This is a genomic window from Lactobacillus sp. ESL0261, from assembly GCF_003693025.1.
GTDB classification, from domain to species: domain Bacteria; phylum Bacillota; class Bacilli; order Lactobacillales; family Lactobacillaceae; genus Lactobacillus; species Lactobacillus kullabergensis.
Genome location: NZ_REHN01000002.1, coordinates 66,171 through 87,957, shown reverse-complemented (window position 1 = coordinate 87,957; position 21,787 = coordinate 66,171). Strand labels below are relative to the sequence as shown.

Sequence of the window (21,787 nt, the reverse complement as noted above, 5' to 3'; positions counted from 1 at the left end):
AACCTCGAAGAATTATTTTCCTTCGAGGTTTCGTATGTTTTATTATGTGAACTGAGTTAATTTTAAATATAGTTGGCTACGGCAGCCAATAAATCTTTTTCATTATTAACAATGGTGCCATTAAGTTTAATTAGACCAGTAGTATACAAGTTGACATAATGAAATTGGTTTTCGGCAATCTGGGTTAAAGCTTGTAACTTCTTTTGGTTAGTAGCACCCTGCTGGCGAGTATCTGTATATAAACCAATTATCGGGATTTCTTTTGCATAAGCTACGCCTATTTCACTAGCTACCCCATTATCAATGCTGAGGCCGTCAAGAACGGCAATCATTAAATCGCTATTAAGCAGTTTTTCAGTATCGGCTTGAGCAATCATTTTAGAATCAGCATAAGCTTGTTTATCATTAATTGATGCATTTTCCTGGGGCAAATATAGATCAATTGCATCATCTATTTGACGAATTTTAGCCGCCAATTGCGCATTGTAATTAATTTCTGCTTGTGAAAACAGAGCATTTGCAAAATAAATTTTCATATATGTTTCCTTTGAAAAAAACGATTAATTATTTTAAAACAGAGAGACTAATTATTGGGAGAACTGATTTCCCACGGAATTGCACTTAAAATATAAAGAACAACTCCTACAATAACAAAGTCCAGAAAGATACTGCTGCTTATTTCTAACACAAAACCTAATACAGCTAAACCTTCAACATTAAAAATTACTGGAATAACTGCCAATATGCCCGCAATTAATATTAACCAAAAACCTGCCCACATACCACATGCGGTAATTTCGTGAGTCAGCATTTTTGAATTGAAAAATAACTTCATATCACTTATTAATGAACGTAAACTAATAATAGCCATTATCAGGATAATTACATTAACAATTAATAAGATAAAAGCAATATTGCCTCCAAGAGTAATGGTATTCAAATTAAAAGTATCAATTACATCAAATGGAGCATTATTTTCCTGCTCCTTTAATTTTTCTTGTACTAATTGGGCATCACTCGATGCACCTTGATCAATGTTTAAATCAATGTCATGTAAAATTTGTTTGGCCAATTTGATATTACTAAACTTAAACCAAGGTCTTCCAAGGGTATAGTCAATAATATGATCAGCAATTGGTTGAGTTTGCTTAGTAGTTAGCAGATTAGCGTTCCCATTTTTATTAGCTCCAATTGTTTCTGCTAATGCATCAAAATGCTTGTTTATTTGCCTGACTACTACAGCTTCATTACTACTGTTTCTCATTTGTCCCTTCATAAAAAAGGGATTAAGGAAAGTCACGGTAATCATGGTTAGCGATACAATCAGAAAGATGATAAAGGACAGAACCTGTTTGTATTGGTTATTCTGTTCCTGACTTATTCTGTGCAAACCATCTCGCGCGCCATTTGCCATATTTTTCCTTTCTAACAGACAATCTCCTTGTCTTCATCAAACATCGTATCTATTGCATGATGAATGGTCTTAATATCAGTAGATTCAATAATCTCATGACCCTCTTTAAGCGCCTTTTCGATAGTTGGTTTTGAGGAATGTAAAAAACTGTACATGAATGCTTTGGTACCATAATCAGCTATTTCTTCAGGAGAAACTTCATATTCTTTATTATCATAATAAAGACGACTCACACCAGTTACGGCAAAGGCAATTCCCATCCGCACTTCTTTTGGCTCAAAGTCAAAGTGGTCAAACAACTGCTTTTCTTTCAACCAGTCGTTGATAGTTTTACTCCAAAAATCTAGTGATTCATTACTCTTAAACACCTCAGTAATAATACGTTTAAGACCTTCATCATAAATTCCCAACATTTCAATTGCATAAATAAAAGCTTTGGTGCGAGCACATACTTCGTCTTCTTTACTAACACTAAACTTCTGCACTTGCTTGTCTAGCGTATTGAGAATGTTCCGAACTACATCAGCAATCAAGTTTGATTTATGTGGATAGTATGACTGCAACAATGACTTGGAAATGCCAGACTTTTCTGCAATCATTTGAAATGAAACACTGTCCATACCATTTTCTCTAATTAAGTGAAAAGTATTACTTAAAATTGTACGTCTTCTTTTATAATTTTTACGTCGTGCCATAATGTTTTCTCAGCTCCTATACATTTTGCCTCCATTATACCAATGATATAGAATAAATAAACAAAAAGGCACTGGTATATTATTGGCTGATAGTTTTTACTAAAGAAACATATACTAAAAGTAAGCCATTTAATATGTAATTACTTTAATTTACTTTCACTTAACAAATGCATTGAGCGGTCATTATATACATAATTAATTCCCCGCGCTAAAAGCAAATCTACTGAAATACGGACCATTCTATCTGGATAATGGCTGTGTTTAATTGTATCAGTTACCACTATCTGTTCAATTGGCAACTCATTCAGAACTTCAGTTGCATTTTGTGATAATAATGCGTGTGTTGAAGCAACATAAACTTTCTTGGCGCCTGCCGCTAGAACTGACTTAGTTGAAGAAGAAATACGTGACCCCGTATCAATTAAATCATCTACAATAATACATTTTTTGTCTTTAACATCACCAATCATGTCATGTACATCTGCGTCATAACGTGCACGGCGCTGATCAACAATCGCAATTGGAGCATCAAAGCACTGACCAAAATTACGAGCAAGTTTAGCCCCAGAATGATCTGGAGAAACAACCACAATATCGTCTTCTTCTTTAGTAGCAATACCGTTATCAATAAAGTATTGTGCTAAAAGCGGCATAGCATGCAAATGATCAACCGGCACATTATAAAAGCCTTGAATTTGCGAAGCATGCAAATCAAGAGCAATTAAGTGATCCAGACCAGTAATTTGTAATAAATTAGCTATAAGCTTAGCAGTTATTGGTTCCCGCGAACGAGTTTTGGTATCTGAACGTGAATAAGCCAGGTATGGCACTACTACATTGATTCTGTGTGCTGAAGCACGATGCAATGCGTCTAAAACAATTTCCAATTCCATAAAGTTTTCATTTACGGGATCCTGAATTGACTGAATAACGAAAACGTCACATCCTCTGACACTTTCGCCAATATTAACTTGAATTTCACCGTCACTAAAATGTTGCACAGCAGTTTCAATTAACGGCTTTTTCAAAATTTGCGCAATTTTCTCATTTAATGCGGGATTTCCGCCTAACCCAATCAGCTTCATCGGGTGCAATATTTGAAGAAGTTCTTCCTTGTTCATGACTACCTCGTTTTTTAAAAATTACAATCTTTGCAAGTCTATTATAACCAAAAAAGTCCTCAGTGCCTAGAAAAGTAAAAATTCAAAAAAGCCGAAAGTATTATCGGCTGTTAAATATTAAGTTTGAAGTAAAAGTCTTCTTGAATTAAATAAACTATTTAAAAAAGTCTTCCATTAAGTTTAGCAATTTAAAACTCTTAACTGCGTAACTTTCATGCTTTTGTCTAGGCATAATCAGAAGCTGCCCTTGAGGAATAATTTGACTGTACCAGCGAACATGTTCTACTTTAACCCAGTCTTTTTCTCCCACGACGCAATAAGTCGGTATCTTAATTGCCTTCAAACTGTCAACAGACATGAAACTTTCCGACAATTCCACCTTACTATCACGGTTCATGCGCAAGAAACGCAGAAAGCCTTCAGTCAAATAATGATATGATTTGATACCATTGCCGTTCACAAAGACACCAGCTACCATGAGCTTTTTAAAGATATTTTGATCCTGACTTGCAAGCATCATTGCTACCAAACCGCCTGCATCAAAGCCAAAACAATAGCAACCCCGGATATTCACTTGCTTAATAAAAGCAGCCAGATCTTCAACTTCAGTTTGATAGTGCTCAGCAGGCTCTCCCTGACTGAGGCCATGACCTCTCATATCCAGAACATAAACCGTATAGTAAAGAGAAAGCGGGGCAACAATTTGGTCAAACATGCCACCATCTAAATGGTGTCCATGTAATAAAAGCAGCGGGGCACCCTTGCCTAACTTACTGTAATAAAGTTCGTTACCATTAACTTTTTCTCTCATCTTTGGTCTCTTTCGCTAGCCTCTACCAAATTTTGATTAGAACTTTTTTCTTTCTTATGTTCATGCCACAAGCTGCGGACAATGATCTTAGCAATAATATAGTTAGCCTTAAAATTATCAGGAATCATTTTGGCGTTAAAGTGATGAACCATGCTGTCCTTACGCTGCCAATAATGGTATATAGGTTTACTATCACAATAAAAGCCTTCTGTTAAAGCCAAATATTGCACATTAAATATCTGATCTTCCATGAATGCCAAATTTTCCATGAAGTGAAGATGATTCCTCCGCACGACAGATAATTTATAGCCCTTGTTCCAGGTATAGCCTTTGACTGGAGTAGACAGGCAATGATTATCACACAAAGAGCCTAATGGGTTGCTGATTAACTGGTAAGTTCTAGCCTTGCCCTTCATACCCTGGACAATTTTTTTGGTAACAGGGATTGAGCCTGGTTTCGTTTCGTAGTCAAGCCAAAAGCCACAGGAAACCATTGCCGCATCCGGATGGTTGTGAAAAGCATTTACAAAAAATGCTGTATAATCGGAATCTACCCAGTCATCACCATCATGAAATGTAAAATATGGCGTATCGACATTGGCAATACCGACATTACGTGCATCAGACAAGCCACCATTGTGCTTGTTTATTATCTTAAAGTAACGGAATCTTTCACGATAGCTTTCTGCTATTTTTCGCGTATTATCCGTTGAACCATCATTGACAATTAACAACTTAAAATTCGGATCATCTTGCTTAGCTAAATGTTCAAGTGCCCGATCTAAATATTTTTCAACATTGTAAATTGGCATAATGACAGTTAATTCAGGTTGCTGAATCATAGCTTCCTCCTTTAACTTGTTATTATACCATCTTAAATATTAAAAATATCGTAAAGTAAGTAGTACATAACTATAATTTAACCTTTTGTTTTTAGCATTTAGTATAATTAGGAACAGTCAAAAGGAGTTAATTTTTTTATGAAAAAAGCAAAAACAATTTCAACTATTATTACACTGTTATTTTTTAGTTTGCTCATGTGCGGTACTGATACACAAACTGTTAAGGCAGAGGAATTACCAGTTGTTTGCCTTGGAACTTCTTTAACTGCTTCCCAAAGAAGCGGTACCCTAAAAACCCTCAGTGAACCGCTAAATGGCAATAGCTACCAAACAATTACTATTACTGGTGAGGACTTAGTCAAATATCTTAATCCCTCTGGTGCGAACTTTACAACTCATTCTGGCGTTTGGTCCAGTGCCATGATTGAAAAAGAAGCACAAGGTAGTGGTATTAACGTCCATATTCTTGACTATCAAGGCCGCAACAATATCACAACAATTACAGCTGACCAATACAAAAATGCAGCTTTAACTGCCGGTATCTCTGATGCCAATATTTATGTTACCAGTGCCGTGCCAATTGATGGCTCCGGTGCTTTAGCAGGTGTTTATGCTGCCTACAACAAAACTGGAGAAAATCTAAATCAAAACCAAGTGAATGCGGCACAAGACGAAATGAATACCTTAAGTAAAATTACTAAGGAAAATCAGGATAAAAGCGGTTATAGCGATGCACAATTAAATAATGCAGTCGCCGGCGCTAAACAGGAAATGGGTAAAATCGGCAACAATGTGTCAGACAGTCAAATTCATGATATTGTAAACAATCAGATCAATATTAATCATCTTGGTGACGTCATTAATAATAATCAAAAACAGCAAATTATTAATGTCTTAATTGAAGTCCGTGATTCCGGTGCTTTAAAAAATCACAAATTTAAGGATCAGGCTGATGCTTTGTCCAAAAACATCAAGAAGAATGCCAAAGGAATCTTCGATAAAATAAACACTCCGGAAAATCGTAACTGGTTTGAACAAATTTGGCATAATATTACTTCATTTTTCAGCAATCTTTTTAGTGGCTTGATTGTTGTTAATTTTAATTAATTACATTTGGTCCATAAATTTGTTTAATGTATGATCAACAAATTCATTACCGCGATTATTGGCGTGTCCTTTAGTCCATTCGAATTTAGCTTGAGGAAATTTATTTAAAAGCTGCTCCAGCTCCTGCCAACACTCAAGGTTGGCAATTGCACCTTTTGTACTTTTGGTCCAGCCTCGCTTTTTCCAGCTTTTAAGCCAGCCTTTAGTAATTGGATTTAAAACGTATTGTGAATCTAGCACAAATAATAATGGTCTTTCATTAAAGCCCAACTCGAGCAATTTTTTGAGCGCTTCTATTAAAGCCGTTAGTTCCATCTTATTATTAGTCGCACCAAATTCACCGTTTGAATCATAAGTAGATTTTTTATGACCCTGATCTTGCCATTCTATTAGATAAGCCCATGCAGCTTTATCAGTTTCTCGCACATGACCACCCTTAAAATTACCGGTGTTGCGGGTACCGCCGTCAGTATAAATAGTGGCAAAATAATTGCCGGAATCTGCTGGAAGTAATTGATCAGTTGCTTTTGTCACTTTTTGTGTATTGTCAATGGCAGGATTTTGCTTGATTTTGCGACTTTCTTTTTGAATCTTGGCAATGGCTTTTTGTAATGAATCCTCGTCTTTTTGAAAAACTTGATGAACTGTTTTGCGATCCCAATCTAAATATTCAGTGGCGTCAGTTATTTTGGTAAAGGATTTGTATTCAGCACCAGAATAGCCTTCAACTTGTTTCCGGGCCTCATCCCAGGTGCGATAAACGCCTGGCTTGTGGCCTTTTTTTACTGCATAAAATTTCATATGTCCCCCCATCACTAAAATTCCCAGTCAATGCTAAAATATAAGTAGTTCTATTTTTAAGGTGGTATTATGTTCTTCAATACTAAAAAATACAAGGAAGAAGTGGAGAAAAACCACAAGCGCGACCTTGCAAAGGAACCAAGCAGACTAAGCATGGTTTTCTTGGCTGCCTTGGCAACTTTTGCACCTACACGTATTTTCTTGCGTTTGCACAAAAAGGGGATCGAAGATGACGCCACTATTGAACCAAAAAAAGGCAACTTTGACCAGGTACCTATAATTTATTTTCATGGCTTTCGCGGCGGTGACTACACTACAAAGGCAATGGTTAAACAGGCACTTGCCGATAAAGGCAATCCCAAATATCTCAAAGTTACTGTTGATTTACTGGGAAACTTTAAGTTAGAAGGGACTTGGACTGGTGATCCCAATCCAATAGTGCAAGTTGTTTTTCGCCAGAGACTCGTCGGCGTATATGCAATTGACTACTACCTGCGTTTTACACTGCCCTTTTTAGCTCAAAGGTACCACTTTTCGCATTATTCAGCAATTGCACATTCATTGGCATGTCCCTGCATAGTACGGACTGAAATGCGTGAATACCGAAAGAAAAATTTCCCTCATTTAGTCAAATGTGCGTTTATCGCAGGTCCTTTTGACGGTGTTGTTTATTTAGGAGATATCCCAAATGTAAATGCCTTTAACCAAAAAGGTCGTCCAGCTGTAGTTAATCTGCACTATCTGTATCTGTTGCTCAGACGCAAACGGTTTAATCCTAATATTTCAGTATTAAATATTTATGGTAATGTTTTAGATAACACTAATAGTGACAAATTTATTTCCGTCACTTCTGCTAAAAGCATCCGCTATATTCTGGCTCCTTATGCTAAATCTTATCATGAAGTTGAAATTCGCGGTAAAAAATACGCTGAACACAGCTGGATGCACGATAATCCATTTGTAATCGACATTATTGATAAGTTTATTGGTATTAAGAAGTAATTTGATTTTTGGAGGAAATACGTGTGATTCTGCTCCGCGACATAGGACGTATCATCATTATTACTAATACTATTCTAGCCTTTTATATCGTCTTTCATAGAAGACGTTCTGTCTCAACTACTTGGGCCTGGCTGATTATTCTGCTGGTTTTCCCAGTTTTAGGGATGATCATTTACGGCTTTTTTGGTCGGGGAATTTCACAGGAAAATATTTTTGCCATTAACAAGCAACATCATATTGGGTTGCGGAATGTGCAAAAATCTATTACTGCTGCACCTAAGAAAATTAGTACATCTGATACATCAAATAAAGCCAAAATGGTGGTACATTTTTTTGATCATGATGGCGAATCACCATTGAGTAAAAACAATCACGTTAAGCTCTATACTGACGGCAAAATAATGTTTCATGACATGATGGCTGACATTAATAACGCTAAGCAATCAGTAAATGTTGAATTTTATACCTTTTATAATGATGAAATCGGCAACGATTTTCTAAATTTACTGATTAAAAAGGCACAAGAAGGCGTGTCAGTGCGTTTGTTATATGATGCTTGGGGGTCTATGGGCGCAACTAAAGCCTGGTTTGATCAGTTAAGAAAAGCCGGTGGCGTAGTCCTGCCCTTTATTACTTCTCGCAACATGATTACGCGGTACCGGATTAACTACCATTTGCACCGTAAAATTGTGGTAGTTGACGGTAAAACCTCCTGGACTGGCGGCTTTAATATAGGGGATCAGTACCTGAGTCGCAAGAAAAAATTTGGTTATTGGCGTGACAGCCAAGTGAGGATTGTCGGATCTGCTTCTTTATTATTGCAAGAGCGGTTTGTGATGGATTGGAATGCCTCTATTCAAAAAGAAAATCAGGTTATTGCTTTCAATACTATCCTTTTCCCCAACTTGGATGAAAACGAGATTCACCCCGGTGATGTAGCAACACAAATAGTTTCAGACGGACCTGACCGCTATAATGCTAATATGCGTAATGGTATTATGCGGCTGATGTCTTTAGCAAAAAAACGGCTCTGGATTCAGACACCATATTTAATTCCTGATGATGCAATGTTTGCCACTTTGCAAACAATTGCCCAGTCAGGAGTAGATTTACGGATTATGATACCGTGTAAACCAGACCACCCATTTATTTACCGCGCTACCCAATGGTATGCCAATGAATTATCCCGTTATGGCATTAAAATTTATATTTACAACAAAGGTTTTATTCATGCCAAAACAATTGTAGTAGACGATACTTTTTCTACAGTGGGGTCAATGAATCAGGATTACCGCTCATATGATCTTAATTTTGAAGATGTTGCAGTTTTTTATGATAAAAATTTCACTCGTGAAGTTGCCAAATCATTTGAAAACGATATGAAAGTTTCTTCATTATTGACTCCTGAGGATATTGCCAAACAGGGTCGCTGGCTTAAGATTTTGCAAAGTTTTTCACGGATGCTTTCGCCAATTTTATAAATAGCAAAAAGCCTTCCGTCTTGGAAGGCTTTTAAAATGCGCTCTTATTATTTATTCCGCAAAGTGATAAACAGTTTCAGCTGGGTAGCGAGTTGTTTTAGCCATAGTTTCTTCAGTTTCATTGCTCTTGCCAATTACTATTGCCATTACTGGTAAGTAGCGTTTTGGCTCTAAGTTAAAGGTTCTGGCAATTTTAGATTCATCATAGCCAGCAATTGGGTTAGTGTCGTAACCATGGTTGCGAGCAACAAGCATAAACTGCATAGCAGCAAGTGAGCAAGACCTAATGGAATCAATTGCACAAGAATAATATGTGCCATTTTCATAAGATGGCAAAAAGGTTCTTAAGACTTCGTCTAATTTTTCCTTAGTGATGTTGCCTGTCTCATATTCTTTAGTCCAATTTTCACGATACTTTTTATAAGCATAAACATCGGCAAAGACTTGCACAACTGCGGCACAGCTGTCCATCTGGGGATCGTTAAATCTCAGCATGTATTTCTTAACTTTAGCAATAGTTTCCGGGGTGTCTGCTACTTCAAAGTGCCAACCTTGCAAATTGCAACCGGAAGGAGCAGTTACTGTTTCTTCAAACATTTCTTTAAATTCTGAACGCGGAATTTTAACACTTTTATCAAAGTGACGTACAGAATGACGGTTTTGTACAACGTCATTAAAATCGTTATTACGCATATTTTCACACTTTCTAATATAAATATATCTCTACTTTCTAATTTTACTACATTTTGTTATCTTCTTCACATAATTTTTTGAAAAATTAGCAGTATAATAAAATTTAAATATTATAAGTAAGGAAGGTCATAAAAATGAAAAAATTAGTTAGAGACAAAATACCGGAATTTGCGCACTATGCTACTTATCGTGAACTTAGTCACGCAGAAATTGAGCCAGCTTTAAAGAAAAAATTAATTGAAGAAACTAATGAAGTTCTTGCTGCTAAAACTGAAACTAATTTAATTGAAGAGTTAGGTGACGTTTATGAAGTTATCTTAGCCTATCTTAAATTTAAAAACGTTGATCAAGCGACTTTTTTAAAACAAGTAAAAGAAAAGCGCGCCCTTAAGGGTGGCTTTACCAAGTATCTAGAAATGAATTGGGAAGAAAAATAAGTTCATTAAAAAAGCCACGTTAATGTGTGGCTTAAAAAATATCTTGAATTTCAATCCGAATATCATGGTGTATATGATTTTTAAGTGCTTCGACAATTTGTGCTACGCCGTATGAAAAACGAAGGTAATATTGTCTGTTCTTTTGGGTTGTTAAAATACAAATTACCTGCTTTTTCTTCGGATTAGGCACTTTAATTAAAGTGACCATCGCAATCTCTGAATATGAGACTGTCCGCCGAAAGTAACCTGAAACAACAGCCCTTTTAGGTGCGAGACCCGTAAAACCGTCAATAATACCAATCAACAAAAATATTGCCAAGAAAATACTGAGACCTGGATCGCCCTTTTCAATTAATTGCCAGGCAAAACCGATCCAAATAAAAATTACGGCCCAAATAACTGAAGACGAGCGATAATGTCCCTTTAAGTCAATATTTGCCTGCCAGTACCAACTATAACAAGTGTAGCCTAGAAGCAAGGCATCCAAAATTAGATAAAAAACTACCATATTACTCTCCTCAATTGTATTTTCATCTATTATAACAGATTGACAGTCTTTAGATATTTTATTCAACATTAATGATATTTTACTTGCAATTTTATTAAAATCATGATTAAATTATTATCAAATTAAATGCAATGAAAAAGACGAGTAGATAACTTACCTCTTTAAGTGAATCGGTGATAGTGGAAAACCGTTAGACCCTGGGTTATTGAAAAACACTTTTAGCAGCACGCTGAAATTTTTGTAAAAGTAGGTTGTGTCGTCTCCAGTACGTTACCACGCTGGTGAAGCATGATAGTGCTTCATGAGTTGGCCCTATATTTGGGCAATTAAGGTGGTACCGCGGAAAAAGCCTTTCGTCCTTGTTTTTATTAAAAACGGGATAAAGGGCTTTTTCTTTTCCTTAAATTTACAGGAGGTCAAAACAATGACTTTAATTTTACCCGCAGGTTATCATCCAACTCTCACAATTCGCGATACCGAAGCAGCGATTGTTTTCATTCGTGAAAGATTCCAAACAATTTTGGCGAAAAAATTAAATTTACAACGAATGTCTGCCCCGCTATTTGTTGAAAAATATACAGGGCTTAATGATAACTTAAATGGAGTTGAGCGTCCAGTTGCCTTTGATGCGAAGGATTTACCGGCAGACGACACACTTGAAATAGTGCATTCACTAGCCAAATGGAAAAGAATGGCACTTAAAAAATATGGCTTTAACATGCATGAAGGACTTTTTACTAACATGAACGCCATTCGCCGCGATGAAGATTTAGATAACTTTCATTCAATTTATGTTGACCAATGGGATTGGGAAAAAATTATTGCCAAAGAGGAAAGAACAGAAGAAACTCTAAAGAGTACTGTCACTAAAATTTTTACTGGTATTAAGGAAATTGAAGCTGAATGTGCATCCCGTTATCCTGCTTCTACTTACCGTTTGCCCGAGAAGCTTTACTTTATTACTACTCAGGAATTAGAAGACCGCTGGCCGGACATCAGCCCTGAAGAAAGAGAAAACAAAATAACTGCTGAAGAAAAGGCTGTCTTTATAATGAAAGTCGGCGATAAACTGAAGAGAAGCGGCAAGCCACACGATGGTCGTGCACCCGATTATGATGACTGGGAATTAAACGGTGACCTGATTTTCTGGTATGAACCGTTAAAGCAAAAAATCGAAATTTCTTCGATGGGGATTCGCGTTAGTCCTGAAAGCCTGCACGAACAACTGAAGAAAGCTGATTGCCTTGATCGTGAAAAACTGGAATTTCACCGGATGTTGCTTGATGGAGAATTACCTTATACCATCGGTGGTGGAATTGGTCAATCCCGCTTATGTATGCTTTTGCTTGGCAAAGCTCACATCGGTGAAGTTCAAGCTAGTGTTTGGCCTCATGATATGATTGCCAAATGCGAAGAACATGACATTCAAATTCTATAATAAATGAAGAAAACCATACAGTTAAAAAGAAACTGCATGGTTTTTTATTGCAATAACCCTATATGTTAGACAAAATCTTGTAGTAAACTAGCAGTAGCAGAATTAGTTTTAAGAAAGGCAAAATTATGATTGATGCAAATGAAATAGCTGAGTTAAAAAATGATATTGATCAGGCACGCCACATTACTTTTCTGACTGGTGCCGGAGTTTCAACTCATTCCGGTATTCCTGATTACCGGTCCAAAAACGGTATTTATGATGGCGTCTCTGAAAGTCCGGAAACAATTCTAAGTGAAGAAACGCTTTATCAGCGACCAGAATTCTTCTACAAATTTGTGATGGATAATATGTATTTCCCTGAAGCCAAGCCAAATGAAATACACCAGAAAATTGCCGAGATTTGCAACGAAAAAGGCGATCTAATTACACAAAATGTTGATGGCTTGGATACCAAAGCCGGCAATAAACACGTGACCGAATTTCATGGCTGTCTTTATAATATTTACTGCACTAAGTGCCATAAACCAGTTTCATACGCTGAATACGCCAAATCTTACCAGCATGAAAATTGTGGCGGTATTATCAGACCGGGAATTGTTTTATATGGTGAAGCCATTAACGGAGACAGTTTAGCCAAATCTGTCAATGCAATGCAAAATTCTGACCTCGTAATTATTTCAGGCACCAGTTTCGTCGTGTACCCTTTTGCCCAGCTTTTATCTTACAGGCAGTCTGGAGCTAAAGTTTGGGCAATTAATAAAACTGCCATTCCAGCAGAAGGAATTTCTTCCATTATTGCGGATGCACTAGATGTTTTTAAACAGCTTTAATTAATTTTTTAAAAAAGTCTTTATGTTATTAGGATTGTTTTTTACCCGAGCACCACTATAATACTTGTTAAAACTTGACACAGTAATTAAAAATAATTCTGAACTAGAAAAGAGCTTTTAAATGGCAATTTTTAAAATGTATGCTCCCTTTTTCAGTGGAAGTAATTGGATTCACGTACTGACCAGTGGCAAAGATTGGCTCGTCATCTTAACCCTGATTCTAATGGAATGCTTGCTTTCTGTTGATAATGCAGTTGTTTTGGCAGCTCAAACCAAGATTTTGCCTGACAAGAAACAACAGGAAAAGTCATTATTCTATGGTCTTTGGGGCGCATACATTTTTCGTTTCATTGTGATTGGCATTGGTACTTATCTGATCAATTTTTGGGAAATTAAATTAGCAGGAAGTCTCTATCTTTTCTATTTATCGTTCAAGTTTTTTTACGAGCAAAAGCATCCCCAAAAAAGAGCAGTCAACACAAAAATTACAACTGAAAAAAGTCCCAACCATGCTTCCAAAAAGGGCAAACATTTTCTGTCACTTTTCTGGCGGACTGTTATTTCAATTGAAGCAATGGATATCGTATTTTCAATTGATTCAGTTTTAGCTGCCCTAGCGGTTTCCAATAATCCGGTAGTAGTATTAATTGGTGGCATGATCGGTATCTTGTGTATGCGGGGCGTCGCCGAAATCATCATCAAATTGATGGACATTATTCCTGAACTGCAACCGATGGCTTACGTTTTAATTGCTATCATTGCTCTTAAACTTTTATTGTCTCTGCCTCCGCTACATTACGAACTGCCTAATACGACCTTTGCCATAATCGTGTTCGGTATTCTGATCTTAACCATCGTTTTTCACTTTCTACGAACAAAAAGGGAAAGACGCAAATTATAGTCTTTGTTCAACGTATTCTTTGAGCACAACTGCCTGGTTGTGCTCTTTATTCTTTGCGCCATAAAGAAAAAGGACATCTTGTTTTGCAAGTTCGTCTTTCACTCGGGTGACAAAACTGGCAGTCACAGGATTATGTTCTAATTCAGCAATGTACTTTTGCCTAAACTCAGGATATTTAGTATCATCGTGATTGAACCACTTACGCAATTCGGTGCTGGGACCAATTTCTTTGACCCACTCATCCAAATTAGCATCTTTTTTGCTTTTGCCTCGTGGCCACAGACGATCAACTAAAATGCGGTAGCCAGCAGGCTGCTCATGGTCGTAAATGCGTACTAATTCTATCTTTGTCATTGTAATATCTCCTTTTAGTTTAAGTTTACTACACGAAAGAAAAAATGAATTATTCAACTTATTTCTCTAATAAATCAACTGCTGCCATTACTAAAGATTTGATTGGCAGACCATTAATATATAATGATGGCCAGAATATAATGGGTGGCTATATTGTAGAGGCTGAAGCTTACTTAGGCGTTAAAGACCGGGCAGCACATTCTTATGGCGGTCATCGCAGCCCGGCTAATGAGGGTCTTTATCGTAAAGGCGGCACCATTTATATTTATGCTCAAAGACAATACTTCTTTTTTGATGTCGCAACACAAGAATATGATGAGCCGCAAGGAGTTTTAATTAGAGCCATCGAACCAGTCTGGGGCATAGAGCAGATGATTAAAAATCGTGCCGGCAAAAATGGGATACTTTTAACTAATGGTCCTGCGAAAATGATGCAGGCTTTTGGTATTCACAGTAAAAAGTGGAATTTACACTTCTTGTCTGATTCCCCATTTAAAATTGATTTAGATGATAATCATAAAAAGTGGGCTAAGGAAATTAAAACCAGTGCCAGAATTGGCGTTAGTCAATCCGAATTAGAATGGGCCAATAAAAAATTACGTTACTATGTAGCAGGTAATCCGTATGTTTCCAGAATGAAAAAAAGTGCCTATCAAAAGGATAATGGCTGGCAGTGAGAACAGGATCACCGTGCCCTTTTAAAATAGTAAAAGATAATAAATGAGATAATTATAAAATATTTTTTAAATAAAATTATTGACAAGTCACTCTTAATAGCCTATTATTTTTTTAAGTTAAATAATTTCCAATGCAATAGAGGTCGCGGTTGTTACAAAACTAATCTGAGTGAGCGAACACTTTGAAGATTAGCGTAAGAATTACTGCCGAAACAAAAATGTTGTTCGTTTCAATCTTTTTGTTGGGCTGCAAGAGAATATTTTGCAGACTGTCCCGGTTAGTCCCCGGGGAGCGCTATATGATTTGTTTAAAAAATAGATTATAACCTCGTTGTTTTGCGTAACAGCGAGGTTTTTATTTACGCTTTTATTGTATTGGCTTTATTTGAAACATATTTTGTGGAGGTTTTCAAAATGAAGTCAAGATTTAAGTGGCTGGCTACCTTAGTTGCCTTATTCACTTGTTTGGGCATTGGGGCTAATTTTAGTCTGAATGAAGTTAACGCCAAAAAGGATGATGGTACGCTAAAAGTCGCCATGGAAGCTAATTATCAGCCGTACAATTGGACACAGACTAATAATGCCAATGGTGCTGTGCCAATTGAAGGGTCGAAAGAATACGCCAATGGTTATGACGTTAAAATTGCCAAAATTATTGGTCAAAAATTACATAGAAAAGTAGAAGTTGTTAAGACTGAATGGGATGGTTTACTCCCCGCTTTGACCAGCGGCAAAGCCGATTTGATTATTGCTGGGATGAGCCCAACAGCTGAACGTGAAAAAGCAATTAATTTCTCTAAGCCATATAGAAACAGTACTTTTGTGGTAATTACCAAGATTAACAGCAGATATGCTAACGCTAAAAAGCTGACCGACTTTAAGGGTGCCAAATTAACAGCGCAACAAGGTACTTTCCACTATGATTTAATCAAGCAGTTAAAAGGTGCTAAAAGACAACCAGCTATGCGTGATTTTGCAGCAATGCGGCAAAGTTTAATTTCTGGCACTATTGACGGTTATGTTGCCGAAGACACTGAATCAACTTCCTTTAAGATGGTTGACCCTGACATTAAGTCAATTCCTGTCAGCAAAATGGCTGGTTTTCATGCTACTAAGGAAGAATCTGTTACCTCAATCGGAATTGCCAAGCCTAACAAGGCTCTACTAAAGAGTGTCAACCAAATTTTAGCTACTATTCCTCAAGCAAAAAGGGTTAGGTTAATGACTGAAGCTGTTAAGGAGCAGCCTAAAACTGATAATGATAAAAAAGGTAAAAAGGCTAAGTCAGAACCGTGGTTAGTATCAATGTGGCGCCAATATGGCGGCATGATTTTAAACGGTATCGGTATGACCTTACTTTTAGCTTCAGTTGGTACCATTGCAGGTTTCTTTATCGGTTTGGCCGTTGGTATTGTGAGAACTATTCCTACACCAACTACCAGTGGTAAAAGATGGCTACTCAAGTTTGTCAACTGGCTGCTTTCGGTTTATATTGAGATTTTCCGGGGTACACCAATGATGGTGCAAGCAGCTGTGATTTACTATGGTATTGCCCAATTCTGGCACCTGAATATTGACAGAACGGTCGCCGCACTAATCATTGTTTCGATCAACACTGGAGCGTATTTAGCCGAAATCATTCGGGGAGGAATTATTTCTACACCTGAAGGTCAGTTTGAAGCAGCCAGTGCGCTAGGAATGACCCACAACCAGAGAATGTGGCATATTATTTTGCCACAAGCAATCAAGAATTGTCTTCCTTCAATTACTAATGAATTTATCGTTAATATCAAAGATACCTCAGTTTTGAGCATCATCTCCGTATCAGAGTTGTTCTTTGTTGGTTCAACTATTGCGAGTCAGACATTTAAGTTCTTCCCAACTTACTTGACAATTTCTGCTATCTACCTCATCTTGACCTTTACCATTACCAGAATATTCAACTTAATTGAAAAACACCTCCAAGGAAGTAAGAATTACAACTTAATGGCAAACCAAGTTCAAGTGGGCACACCAAAAGACATGGAGGCTAAGAACTAATGACTGAAACAAACGAAACTATTTTAAGTTTAAAGCACATCAAGAAAACATTTGGTGAACACCAAGTGTTAAAAGATATCTCTTTTGACATTAATAAAGGTGAAATTGCCACCATTATCGGTCCTTCAGGTGGCGGTAAATCAACTACTTTGCGCTGTATCAACCTGCTTGAAGAACCTACTGCCGGTGAAGTTGATTTTCATGGTGAAAATGTTTTGGCACCAAACTACAATCGTAATATTTATCGTGCTAAAGTCGGCATGGTTTTCCAACAATTTGACTTGTTTGAAAATAAGAATGTTTTAGCTAATTGTATGGTAGGTCAAGAGTTAGTATTAAAACGGTCAAAAGACGAGGCACGTCAAATTGCACTTACCAATCTGAAAAAGGTGGGCATGGAACAATACGTTAATGCCAGACCGAGTCAACTTTCTGGTGGACAACAACAAAGGGTCGCGATTGCCCGTGCTATCTGCATGGATCCTGAAATTCTGTTATTTGATGAGCCTACTAGTGCTTTGGATCCAGAAATGGTCGGAGAAGTTTTAAGCGTCATGAAGAACCTGGCTACCACAGGCTTAACGATGATTATCGTAACCCACGAAATGGCATTTGCTAAAGAGATTTCCGACCAAATGTTTTTCATCAGCGATGGAATAATTACTGAACAAGGTAAACCTGATCAATTATTCAATCACCCGCAAAATGAAAAAACCGTCAAGTTTTTGAGTAATTTTCAGAATAATTAATAAGGTCTAATTAAACAAAAAAACTGGTAAACTCACGCTGTTAATAACGTGATTTGCCAGTTTTTTAGTTTGCTTGTGACTCTAAAAGCCTAATAATTTCCTGATTAAATTTAGTTGGCTCCTCCCACTGCGGGAAATGACCAGAATGATCAAACCAAATTATATTGCACGGACTAGTAATTCTAGCAGCATATTCTGCAGTCAACTGCGAGGACACATGGTGGTCATGCCTGCCCTCACAAAAAATGATGGGAACGGCAAAATGCAGAACATTTTCAAAATTAACGTCCATGAGTTCTTCCCAAAAATATTGAATTGACTGCTTCGAGCCCTGCAAACGATGAATTAAGTCCTTAAAAGAATAATCTTTAGCCAATATAAACGGCCAAATTAATTTACGATAGTTTTTAGCGCCATAGATTGAACCGCCATAAGCCACAATCATTTTAGTTAATTTGAGGCTGGCTTTAGTTGGTTCATGTACAAAATCAAGCTGATCAAGTTTGGCAGTATTTTTCATCTTAGTTCGTAAAAAATCTTCTTGTAAAGCAATATTCTTTTTCATATTAACGACTTGACCTATTCCGATATATTCCGTAACCAGCTCTGGATACTTTTGAATAAAATAGAGTCCTAAAACTGTGCCCCAAGAATGACCCATGATAATCAATTTATCTTGTTTTAACCGTTTTAATAAATAAAGCACAAACTGATGAATATCTGCCAAGATGGTATCAATAGATAAGTTTTCTTCAGGTGAGAATTTGTAATACGACAGACCGCTGCCTCTTTGTTCCAGATTGACAAAGATAAAATGATCTTCTAGTTCGCTATTAAACTTTTTGGTCAAGGGAATGCAGGCATCTCCTGGTCCACCGTGCAAATATAAAATGATTGGTTTCCGGCTTTGCTTTGAACTAATTGAAAAATAAAGTTTAGTGCCGTTAATTTCTACGTTTTCTATCACTGATGTACTACTCATTTTTTGCCTATATTCATATAATCGATTATTATTATGCATACACTGCTACTTTATTTAAGTATATTATTAATGTCTCTGCTTTGTAAATTGCAAATTATATTTACAAGACTGACGCAATTTTTATCAAAAGAGTCTACTCTAAACTAAAGAAAAAGCTATCTGAAGAGCGAGCTGAGGAAACAGTATATATCAAAAGTCTGACGAACTTTATGCTAGAAAAGAGTACCAAGCATTTTAATAGCCTGGTACTCAAATTATGTTAAATTCTAATCATTTTTATCTTCAACTTTGTAAAATTTAACTCGATTGATTAAATAGTCAAGTAAGAACACACAAATTAAATTTAAGACAATAATAAAGAGTATCAATAACGGGTGCTCTTCTTGCTCATCTGTCATATTTAACAAATATAAAGTTTCAAAGCTAATTGGTGCGCCTTGTAATACCATACAGTAAATTAAGTCATTTTCGACTTGGTCAATAAATGTATCTTCTTTTACTTCAAACCAAACTGTAGCAATTATTGTCATGATGAATGCACTAATTGACCATATTAAGTTAAAATTCGGCTTATTGGAGAAAAAAAGCGCCATTCCAAATGGACACAATAATAGTAAAGCAGCTCTTGCTAATTTCATTTTCATCTCATTTCCTATAGCCTTTCTTTTTTGAATTTTTTAATTATTATATAATTTATAATTATAAACGAAATATAATGTTAATCAACAGTATAATCAGTAATTACGATTAAATCATAAAAAATAATAAGTACTGCGCTTATTCTTATAATATTTGGCAATAAATTTAATTTATTTTTAATTACTCGCTTTACATCTTAATAGTTATGTACTAACCTATAAGTTATTATTATCATAGGTATAACTGAAATTTTAAGTTAAATTAAAACTGCTTTTTTTATCTGAAAAAAAATTCAGAGAGACATAGAAAAGTTGGTATCTGTGAAAAATTTAATATTGCTTTGTGCATAATAAATCTTGGCAATATCATGATTGGAGCTATTAATAATGTTCAAAAACCAGACTACGATGAAAAAACAGCTGCTAATAGATCATGGCTATAAATATTTATGGTTTATTGTATTAGGCGCATTCTTATTGGTTTTAATCTTACCGTTTTTCAAATCTGTTGATTTAAGCGTTGGCGCCTTAGGTCTTCTACTATCAGTTTTGGCGGAAGTATTGACAACATTTTTTCAATACAGACATATTATCTTTATTATAAGTTTGGTTTTGGGTTGGCTATTAGCTCTAATAATTAGTGTTATTCTGTTTTTTTACATTATGTGGGCTTCAGGCAACATGGTTTTCGTCAAATAATGAATTTAAATAAATATTGCCACAGAAAAGAAAGAGCACAAAAACAGGCAAACCACTTAAATTGTGGTTTGCCCGCTTTTTAGTTGATGCTCAAATAGCAGTGTCCGCTTAATTCATCATCCAGCTAATCGATCTGTTATATTATTCTTTTAGTGTCCCGGTAATTAAAACTAATGAGGTTAGACTTTAAAAGCTGAGCGCTATTTATCGTGTTCTTTGTGCCATTCTTTAATCTGTTCCAATCTCTTTTTAAAGCGGTCTTCATGACCCTGCGAGGTTGGCAAATAATATTCGTGTCCCTCTAAACTCGGTGGCATAGTTTTCATTGTCGTTAACTTGTCTTTAGCATAATGCGCGAGCTGGTAACCTTTACCATAGCCCAAATCTTTCATTAACTTAGTCGGGGCATTGCGAATTTGCAAAGGTACTGGTTCATCAATCGTCTTCTTAACATCTTCTTCAGCGGCTAATCTAGCTTTATAAACTGAGTTTGATTTTGGCGCAAGCGACAGATAAATCACAGCTTCTGTCAAATGCACATCACATTCCGGCATCCCTATAAATTGACAAGCCTGAAAAACGTTGACCGCCACATTCAGCGCATTAGTATCTGCCAAGCCAATATCTTCACTGGCAAAGCGCACTAGTCTACGTGCAATATAAAGCGGATCTTCTCCACCTTCAAGCATCCGCGACAGCCAATAAATTGCCGCGTCCACATCGCTGTTACGCATTGATTTATGCAAAGCGGAGATGATATTGTAGTGTTCTTCTCCGTCTTTATCATACAGGACCGACTTTTGGGTGATTAATTGTTCAAGACTATCCATAGTCACAGCAATCGTATTACCACTTTTGTTGCCGTTTAAGACTGCCATCTCCAGCGTATTTAAAGCAGTTCTGGCATCACCGTTAGCAAATTTGGCAATGGCTTTAATCTCTTGCTTACTGATTTTAACGGTTAATTTGCCAAAACCGTTAGGGTTGCGTAAAGCATTTTGTAATAACTTAATGATATCTTTGACTTCAAGCGGTTTTAAGACAAAAACCTTGCAGCGTGAAAGCAGCGCCGAGTTAACTTCAAAGGAAGGATTTTCGGTCGTGGCGCCAATTAAGATGATACTGCCACGCTCAACGTAGGGTAAAAAAGCATCTTGTTGTGCTTTATTAAAGCGATGGATTTCATCTACAAATACCAGTGTTTTTTGCCCTACTTCATGTTCTGCTTCAGCCTGCTTCATAATTTTGCGGATTTTAGTAATGCTGCTGTCAACCGCACTAAAGTTGTAAAAGCTCGCTTGACTCTGCCGGGCAATTATTTCAGCCAAAGTCGTTTTACCGACTCCCGGTGGTCCCCAAAAAATCATTGAGGAAACCTGATCATTATCAATGATTTCCCGCAATATTTTCCCCGGTCCCAGCAGCTGTTCTTGCCCTACAAACTGAGCTAGGTTTTGGGGCCGTACGCGGTTAGCCAATGGTTCATTTTGCCCACTATTTGCAAATAATGATTCTTGCTTCATCATTACATCTTCTTTATTTACTTCTAGATACTTACTAACCTAAT

At 36.6% G+C, this 21,787-nt stretch carries 24 protein-coding genes and 1 other annotated feature; of the genes, 11 read left to right on the top strand and 13 right to left on the bottom strand.

Annotated features, from left to right (window positions below; all coding sequences use genetic code 11):
• Nucleotides 1-62: 62 nt before the first annotated feature.
• The 6 genes from F5ESL0261_RS00855 to F5ESL0261_RS00830 form a co-directional block, all read right to left on the bottom strand.
• Nucleotides 63-536 (bottom strand): nucleoside 2-deoxyribosyltransferase, encoded by a 474-nt coding sequence (locus F5ESL0261_RS00855; protein WP_045927419.1) that lies wholly within the window; start codon nucleotides 534-536, stop codon nucleotides 63-65.
• 47 nt (nucleotides 537-583) lie between these two features.
• Nucleotides 584-1,414: a hypothetical protein gene (locus F5ESL0261_RS00850; protein ID WP_122051818.1), complete on the bottom strand. Its 831-nt coding sequence runs from the start codon at nucleotides 1,412-1,414 to the stop codon at nucleotides 584-586.
• An 11-nt stretch (nucleotides 1,415-1,425) separates the two neighbouring features.
• On the bottom strand, nucleotides 1,426-2,109 hold the full coding sequence (locus F5ESL0261_RS00845; protein WP_122051817.1) for a TetR/AcrR family transcriptional regulator: 684 nt from the start codon (nucleotides 2,107-2,109) through the stop codon (nucleotides 1,426-1,428).
• A gap of 140 nt (nucleotides 2,110-2,249) precedes the next feature.
• On the bottom strand, nucleotides 2,250-3,230 hold the full coding sequence (locus F5ESL0261_RS00840) for a ribose-phosphate pyrophosphokinase (RefSeq protein WP_045927416.1): 981 nt from the start codon (nucleotides 3,228-3,230) through the stop codon (nucleotides 2,250-2,252).
• Between the two features lie 154 nt (nucleotides 3,231-3,384).
• Nucleotides 3,385-4,041: an alpha/beta fold hydrolase gene (locus tag F5ESL0261_RS00835; protein WP_109585750.1), complete on the bottom strand. Its 657-nt coding sequence runs from the start codon at nucleotides 4,039-4,041 to the stop codon at nucleotides 3,385-3,387.
• A complete protein-coding gene (locus tag F5ESL0261_RS00830; protein ID WP_109585749.1) occupies nucleotides 4,038-4,883 on the bottom strand; it encodes a glycosyltransferase family A protein in 846 nt (281 codons plus the stop codon). Before F5ESL0261_RS00830 ends, F5ESL0261_RS00835 begins: the two co-directional genes overlap by 4 nt.
• A gap of 138 nt (nucleotides 4,884-5,021) precedes the next feature.
• Here F5ESL0261_RS00830 and F5ESL0261_RS00825 point away from each other — a divergent pair, with 138 nt between their 5' ends.
• Nucleotides 5,022-5,990, top strand: a complete 969-nt coding sequence (locus tag F5ESL0261_RS00825; protein WP_122051816.1) for a DUF1002 domain-containing protein — start codon at nucleotides 5,022-5,024, stop codon at nucleotides 5,988-5,990.
• Here the strand turns inward: F5ESL0261_RS00825 and F5ESL0261_RS00820 are convergent, their stop codons facing one another.
• A complete protein-coding gene (locus F5ESL0261_RS00820; protein WP_122051815.1) occupies nucleotides 5,991-6,791 on the bottom strand; it encodes a ribonuclease H family protein in 801 nt (266 codons plus the stop codon). It lies immediately after the preceding gene.
• A gap of 69 nt (nucleotides 6,792-6,860) precedes the next feature.
• On the opposite strand from F5ESL0261_RS00820, the gene F5ESL0261_RS00815 reads away from it, so the two are divergent.
• Together F5ESL0261_RS00815 and cls are read left to right on the top strand one after the other, a co-directional pair.
• Nucleotides 6,861-7,793 carry an alpha/beta hydrolase gene (locus F5ESL0261_RS00815; RefSeq protein WP_122051814.1) on the top strand — a complete coding sequence of 311 codons (933 nt, stop codon included), beginning with the start codon at nucleotides 6,861-6,863 and terminating at the stop codon, nucleotides 7,791-7,793.
• 17 nt (nucleotides 7,794-7,810) lie between these two features.
• Complete coding sequence (cls, locus tag F5ESL0261_RS00810) at nucleotides 7,811-9,274, top strand: cardiolipin synthase (RefSeq protein WP_370448878.1); 1,464 nt, start codon at nucleotides 7,811-7,813, stop codon at nucleotides 9,272-9,274.
• A 51-nt stretch (nucleotides 9,275-9,325) separates the two neighbouring features.
• On the opposite strand, the gene F5ESL0261_RS00805 is transcribed toward cls, so the two are convergent.
• A complete protein-coding gene (locus F5ESL0261_RS00805) occupies nucleotides 9,326-9,967 on the bottom strand; it encodes a nitroreductase family protein (RefSeq protein WP_034980832.1) in 642 nt (213 codons plus the stop codon).
• Nucleotides 9,968-10,101: 134 nt separating this feature from the next.
• On the opposite strand from F5ESL0261_RS00805, the gene F5ESL0261_RS00800 reads away from it, so the two are divergent.
• Nucleotides 10,102-10,404: a nucleoside triphosphate pyrophosphohydrolase gene (locus F5ESL0261_RS00800; RefSeq protein ID WP_034980833.1), complete on the top strand. Its 303-nt coding sequence runs from the start codon at nucleotides 10,102-10,104 to the stop codon at nucleotides 10,402-10,404.
• 31 nt (nucleotides 10,405-10,435) lie between these two features.
• Here the strand turns inward: F5ESL0261_RS00800 and F5ESL0261_RS00795 are convergent, their stop codons facing one another.
• Nucleotides 10,436-10,912, bottom strand: coding sequence for a hypothetical protein (locus F5ESL0261_RS00795; protein WP_034980835.1), 477 nt, complete (start codon nucleotides 10,910-10,912; stop codon nucleotides 10,436-10,438).
• Between the two features lie 122 nt (nucleotides 10,913-11,034).
• Nucleotides 11,035-11,276, top strand: a binding site (T-box leader).
• Between the two features lie 60 nt (nucleotides 11,277-11,336).
• On the opposite strand from F5ESL0261_RS00795, the gene asnA reads away from it, so the two are divergent.
• The 3 genes from asnA (at nucleotide 11,337) to F5ESL0261_RS00780 (ending at nucleotide 14,081) form a co-directional block, all read left to right on the top strand.
• Nucleotides 11,337-12,350, top strand: a complete 1,014-nt coding sequence (gene asnA, locus F5ESL0261_RS00790; RefSeq protein WP_122051812.1) for an aspartate--ammonia ligase — start codon at nucleotides 11,337-11,339, stop codon at nucleotides 12,348-12,350.
• 125 nt (nucleotides 12,351-12,475) lie between these two features.
• Complete coding sequence (locus tag F5ESL0261_RS00785) at nucleotides 12,476-13,180, top strand: NAD-dependent protein deacylase (RefSeq protein ID WP_122051811.1); 705 nt, start codon at nucleotides 12,476-12,478, stop codon at nucleotides 13,178-13,180.
• Nucleotides 13,181-13,301: 121 nt separating this feature from the next.
• Entirely contained in the window at nucleotides 13,302-14,081 is a 780-nt protein-coding gene (locus tag F5ESL0261_RS00780) for a TerC family protein (protein ID WP_122051810.1), read from the top strand.
• Here F5ESL0261_RS00780 and F5ESL0261_RS00775 read toward each other — a convergent pair.
• A complete protein-coding gene (locus tag F5ESL0261_RS00775) occupies nucleotides 14,076-14,435 on the bottom strand; it encodes a DUF488 domain-containing protein (protein WP_122051809.1) in 360 nt (119 codons plus the stop codon). The two genes, F5ESL0261_RS00780 and F5ESL0261_RS00775, sit on opposite strands and share 6 nt — an antisense overlap.
• A 44-nt stretch (nucleotides 14,436-14,479) precedes the next feature.
• Between F5ESL0261_RS00775 and F5ESL0261_RS00770 the strand changes: the two genes are divergently transcribed.
• The 3 genes from F5ESL0261_RS00770 (at nucleotide 14,480) to F5ESL0261_RS00760 (ending at nucleotide 17,901) form a co-directional block, all read left to right on the top strand.
• Entirely contained in the window at nucleotides 14,480-15,112 is a 633-nt protein-coding gene (locus tag F5ESL0261_RS00770; protein WP_122051808.1) for a DNA-3-methyladenine glycosylase, read from the top strand.
• Between the two features lie 414 nt (nucleotides 15,113-15,526).
• Nucleotides 15,527-17,152, top strand: coding sequence for an ABC transporter substrate-binding protein/permease (locus F5ESL0261_RS00765; protein WP_122051807.1), 1,626 nt, complete (start codon nucleotides 15,527-15,529; stop codon nucleotides 17,150-17,152).
• On the top strand, nucleotides 17,152-17,901 hold the full coding sequence (locus F5ESL0261_RS00760; RefSeq protein WP_122051806.1) for an amino acid ABC transporter ATP-binding protein: 750 nt from the start codon (nucleotides 17,152-17,154) through the stop codon (nucleotides 17,899-17,901). The genes F5ESL0261_RS00765 and F5ESL0261_RS00760 overlap by 1 nt, the downstream gene beginning before the upstream one ends.
• A gap of 64 nt (nucleotides 17,902-17,965) precedes the next feature.
• Here the strand turns inward: F5ESL0261_RS00760 and F5ESL0261_RS00755 are convergent, their stop codons facing one another.
• Both F5ESL0261_RS00755 and F5ESL0261_RS00750 read right to left on the bottom strand, forming a co-directional pair.
• Nucleotides 17,966-18,883 (bottom strand): alpha/beta fold hydrolase, encoded by a 918-nt coding sequence (locus F5ESL0261_RS00755; protein WP_158595177.1) that lies wholly within the window; start codon nucleotides 18,881-18,883, stop codon nucleotides 17,966-17,968.
• Between the two features lie 266 nt (nucleotides 18,884-19,149).
• Nucleotides 19,150-19,521 (bottom strand): hypothetical protein, encoded by a 372-nt coding sequence (locus F5ESL0261_RS00750; protein ID WP_122051804.1) that lies wholly within the window; start codon nucleotides 19,519-19,521, stop codon nucleotides 19,150-19,152.
• 387 nt (nucleotides 19,522-19,908) lie between these two features.
• Here F5ESL0261_RS00750 and F5ESL0261_RS00745 point away from each other — a divergent pair, with 387 nt between their 5' ends.
• Entirely contained in the window at nucleotides 19,909-20,220 is a 312-nt protein-coding gene (locus F5ESL0261_RS00745; protein WP_122051803.1) for a hypothetical protein, read from the top strand.
• A gap of 200 nt (nucleotides 20,221-20,420) precedes the next feature.
• On the opposite strand, the gene F5ESL0261_RS00740 is transcribed toward F5ESL0261_RS00745, so the two are convergent.
• Nucleotides 20,421-21,743 (bottom strand): replication-associated recombination protein A, encoded by a 1,323-nt coding sequence (locus F5ESL0261_RS00740; protein WP_122051802.1) that lies wholly within the window; start codon nucleotides 21,741-21,743, stop codon nucleotides 20,421-20,423.
• Nucleotides 21,744-21,787: the final 44 nt, after the last annotated feature.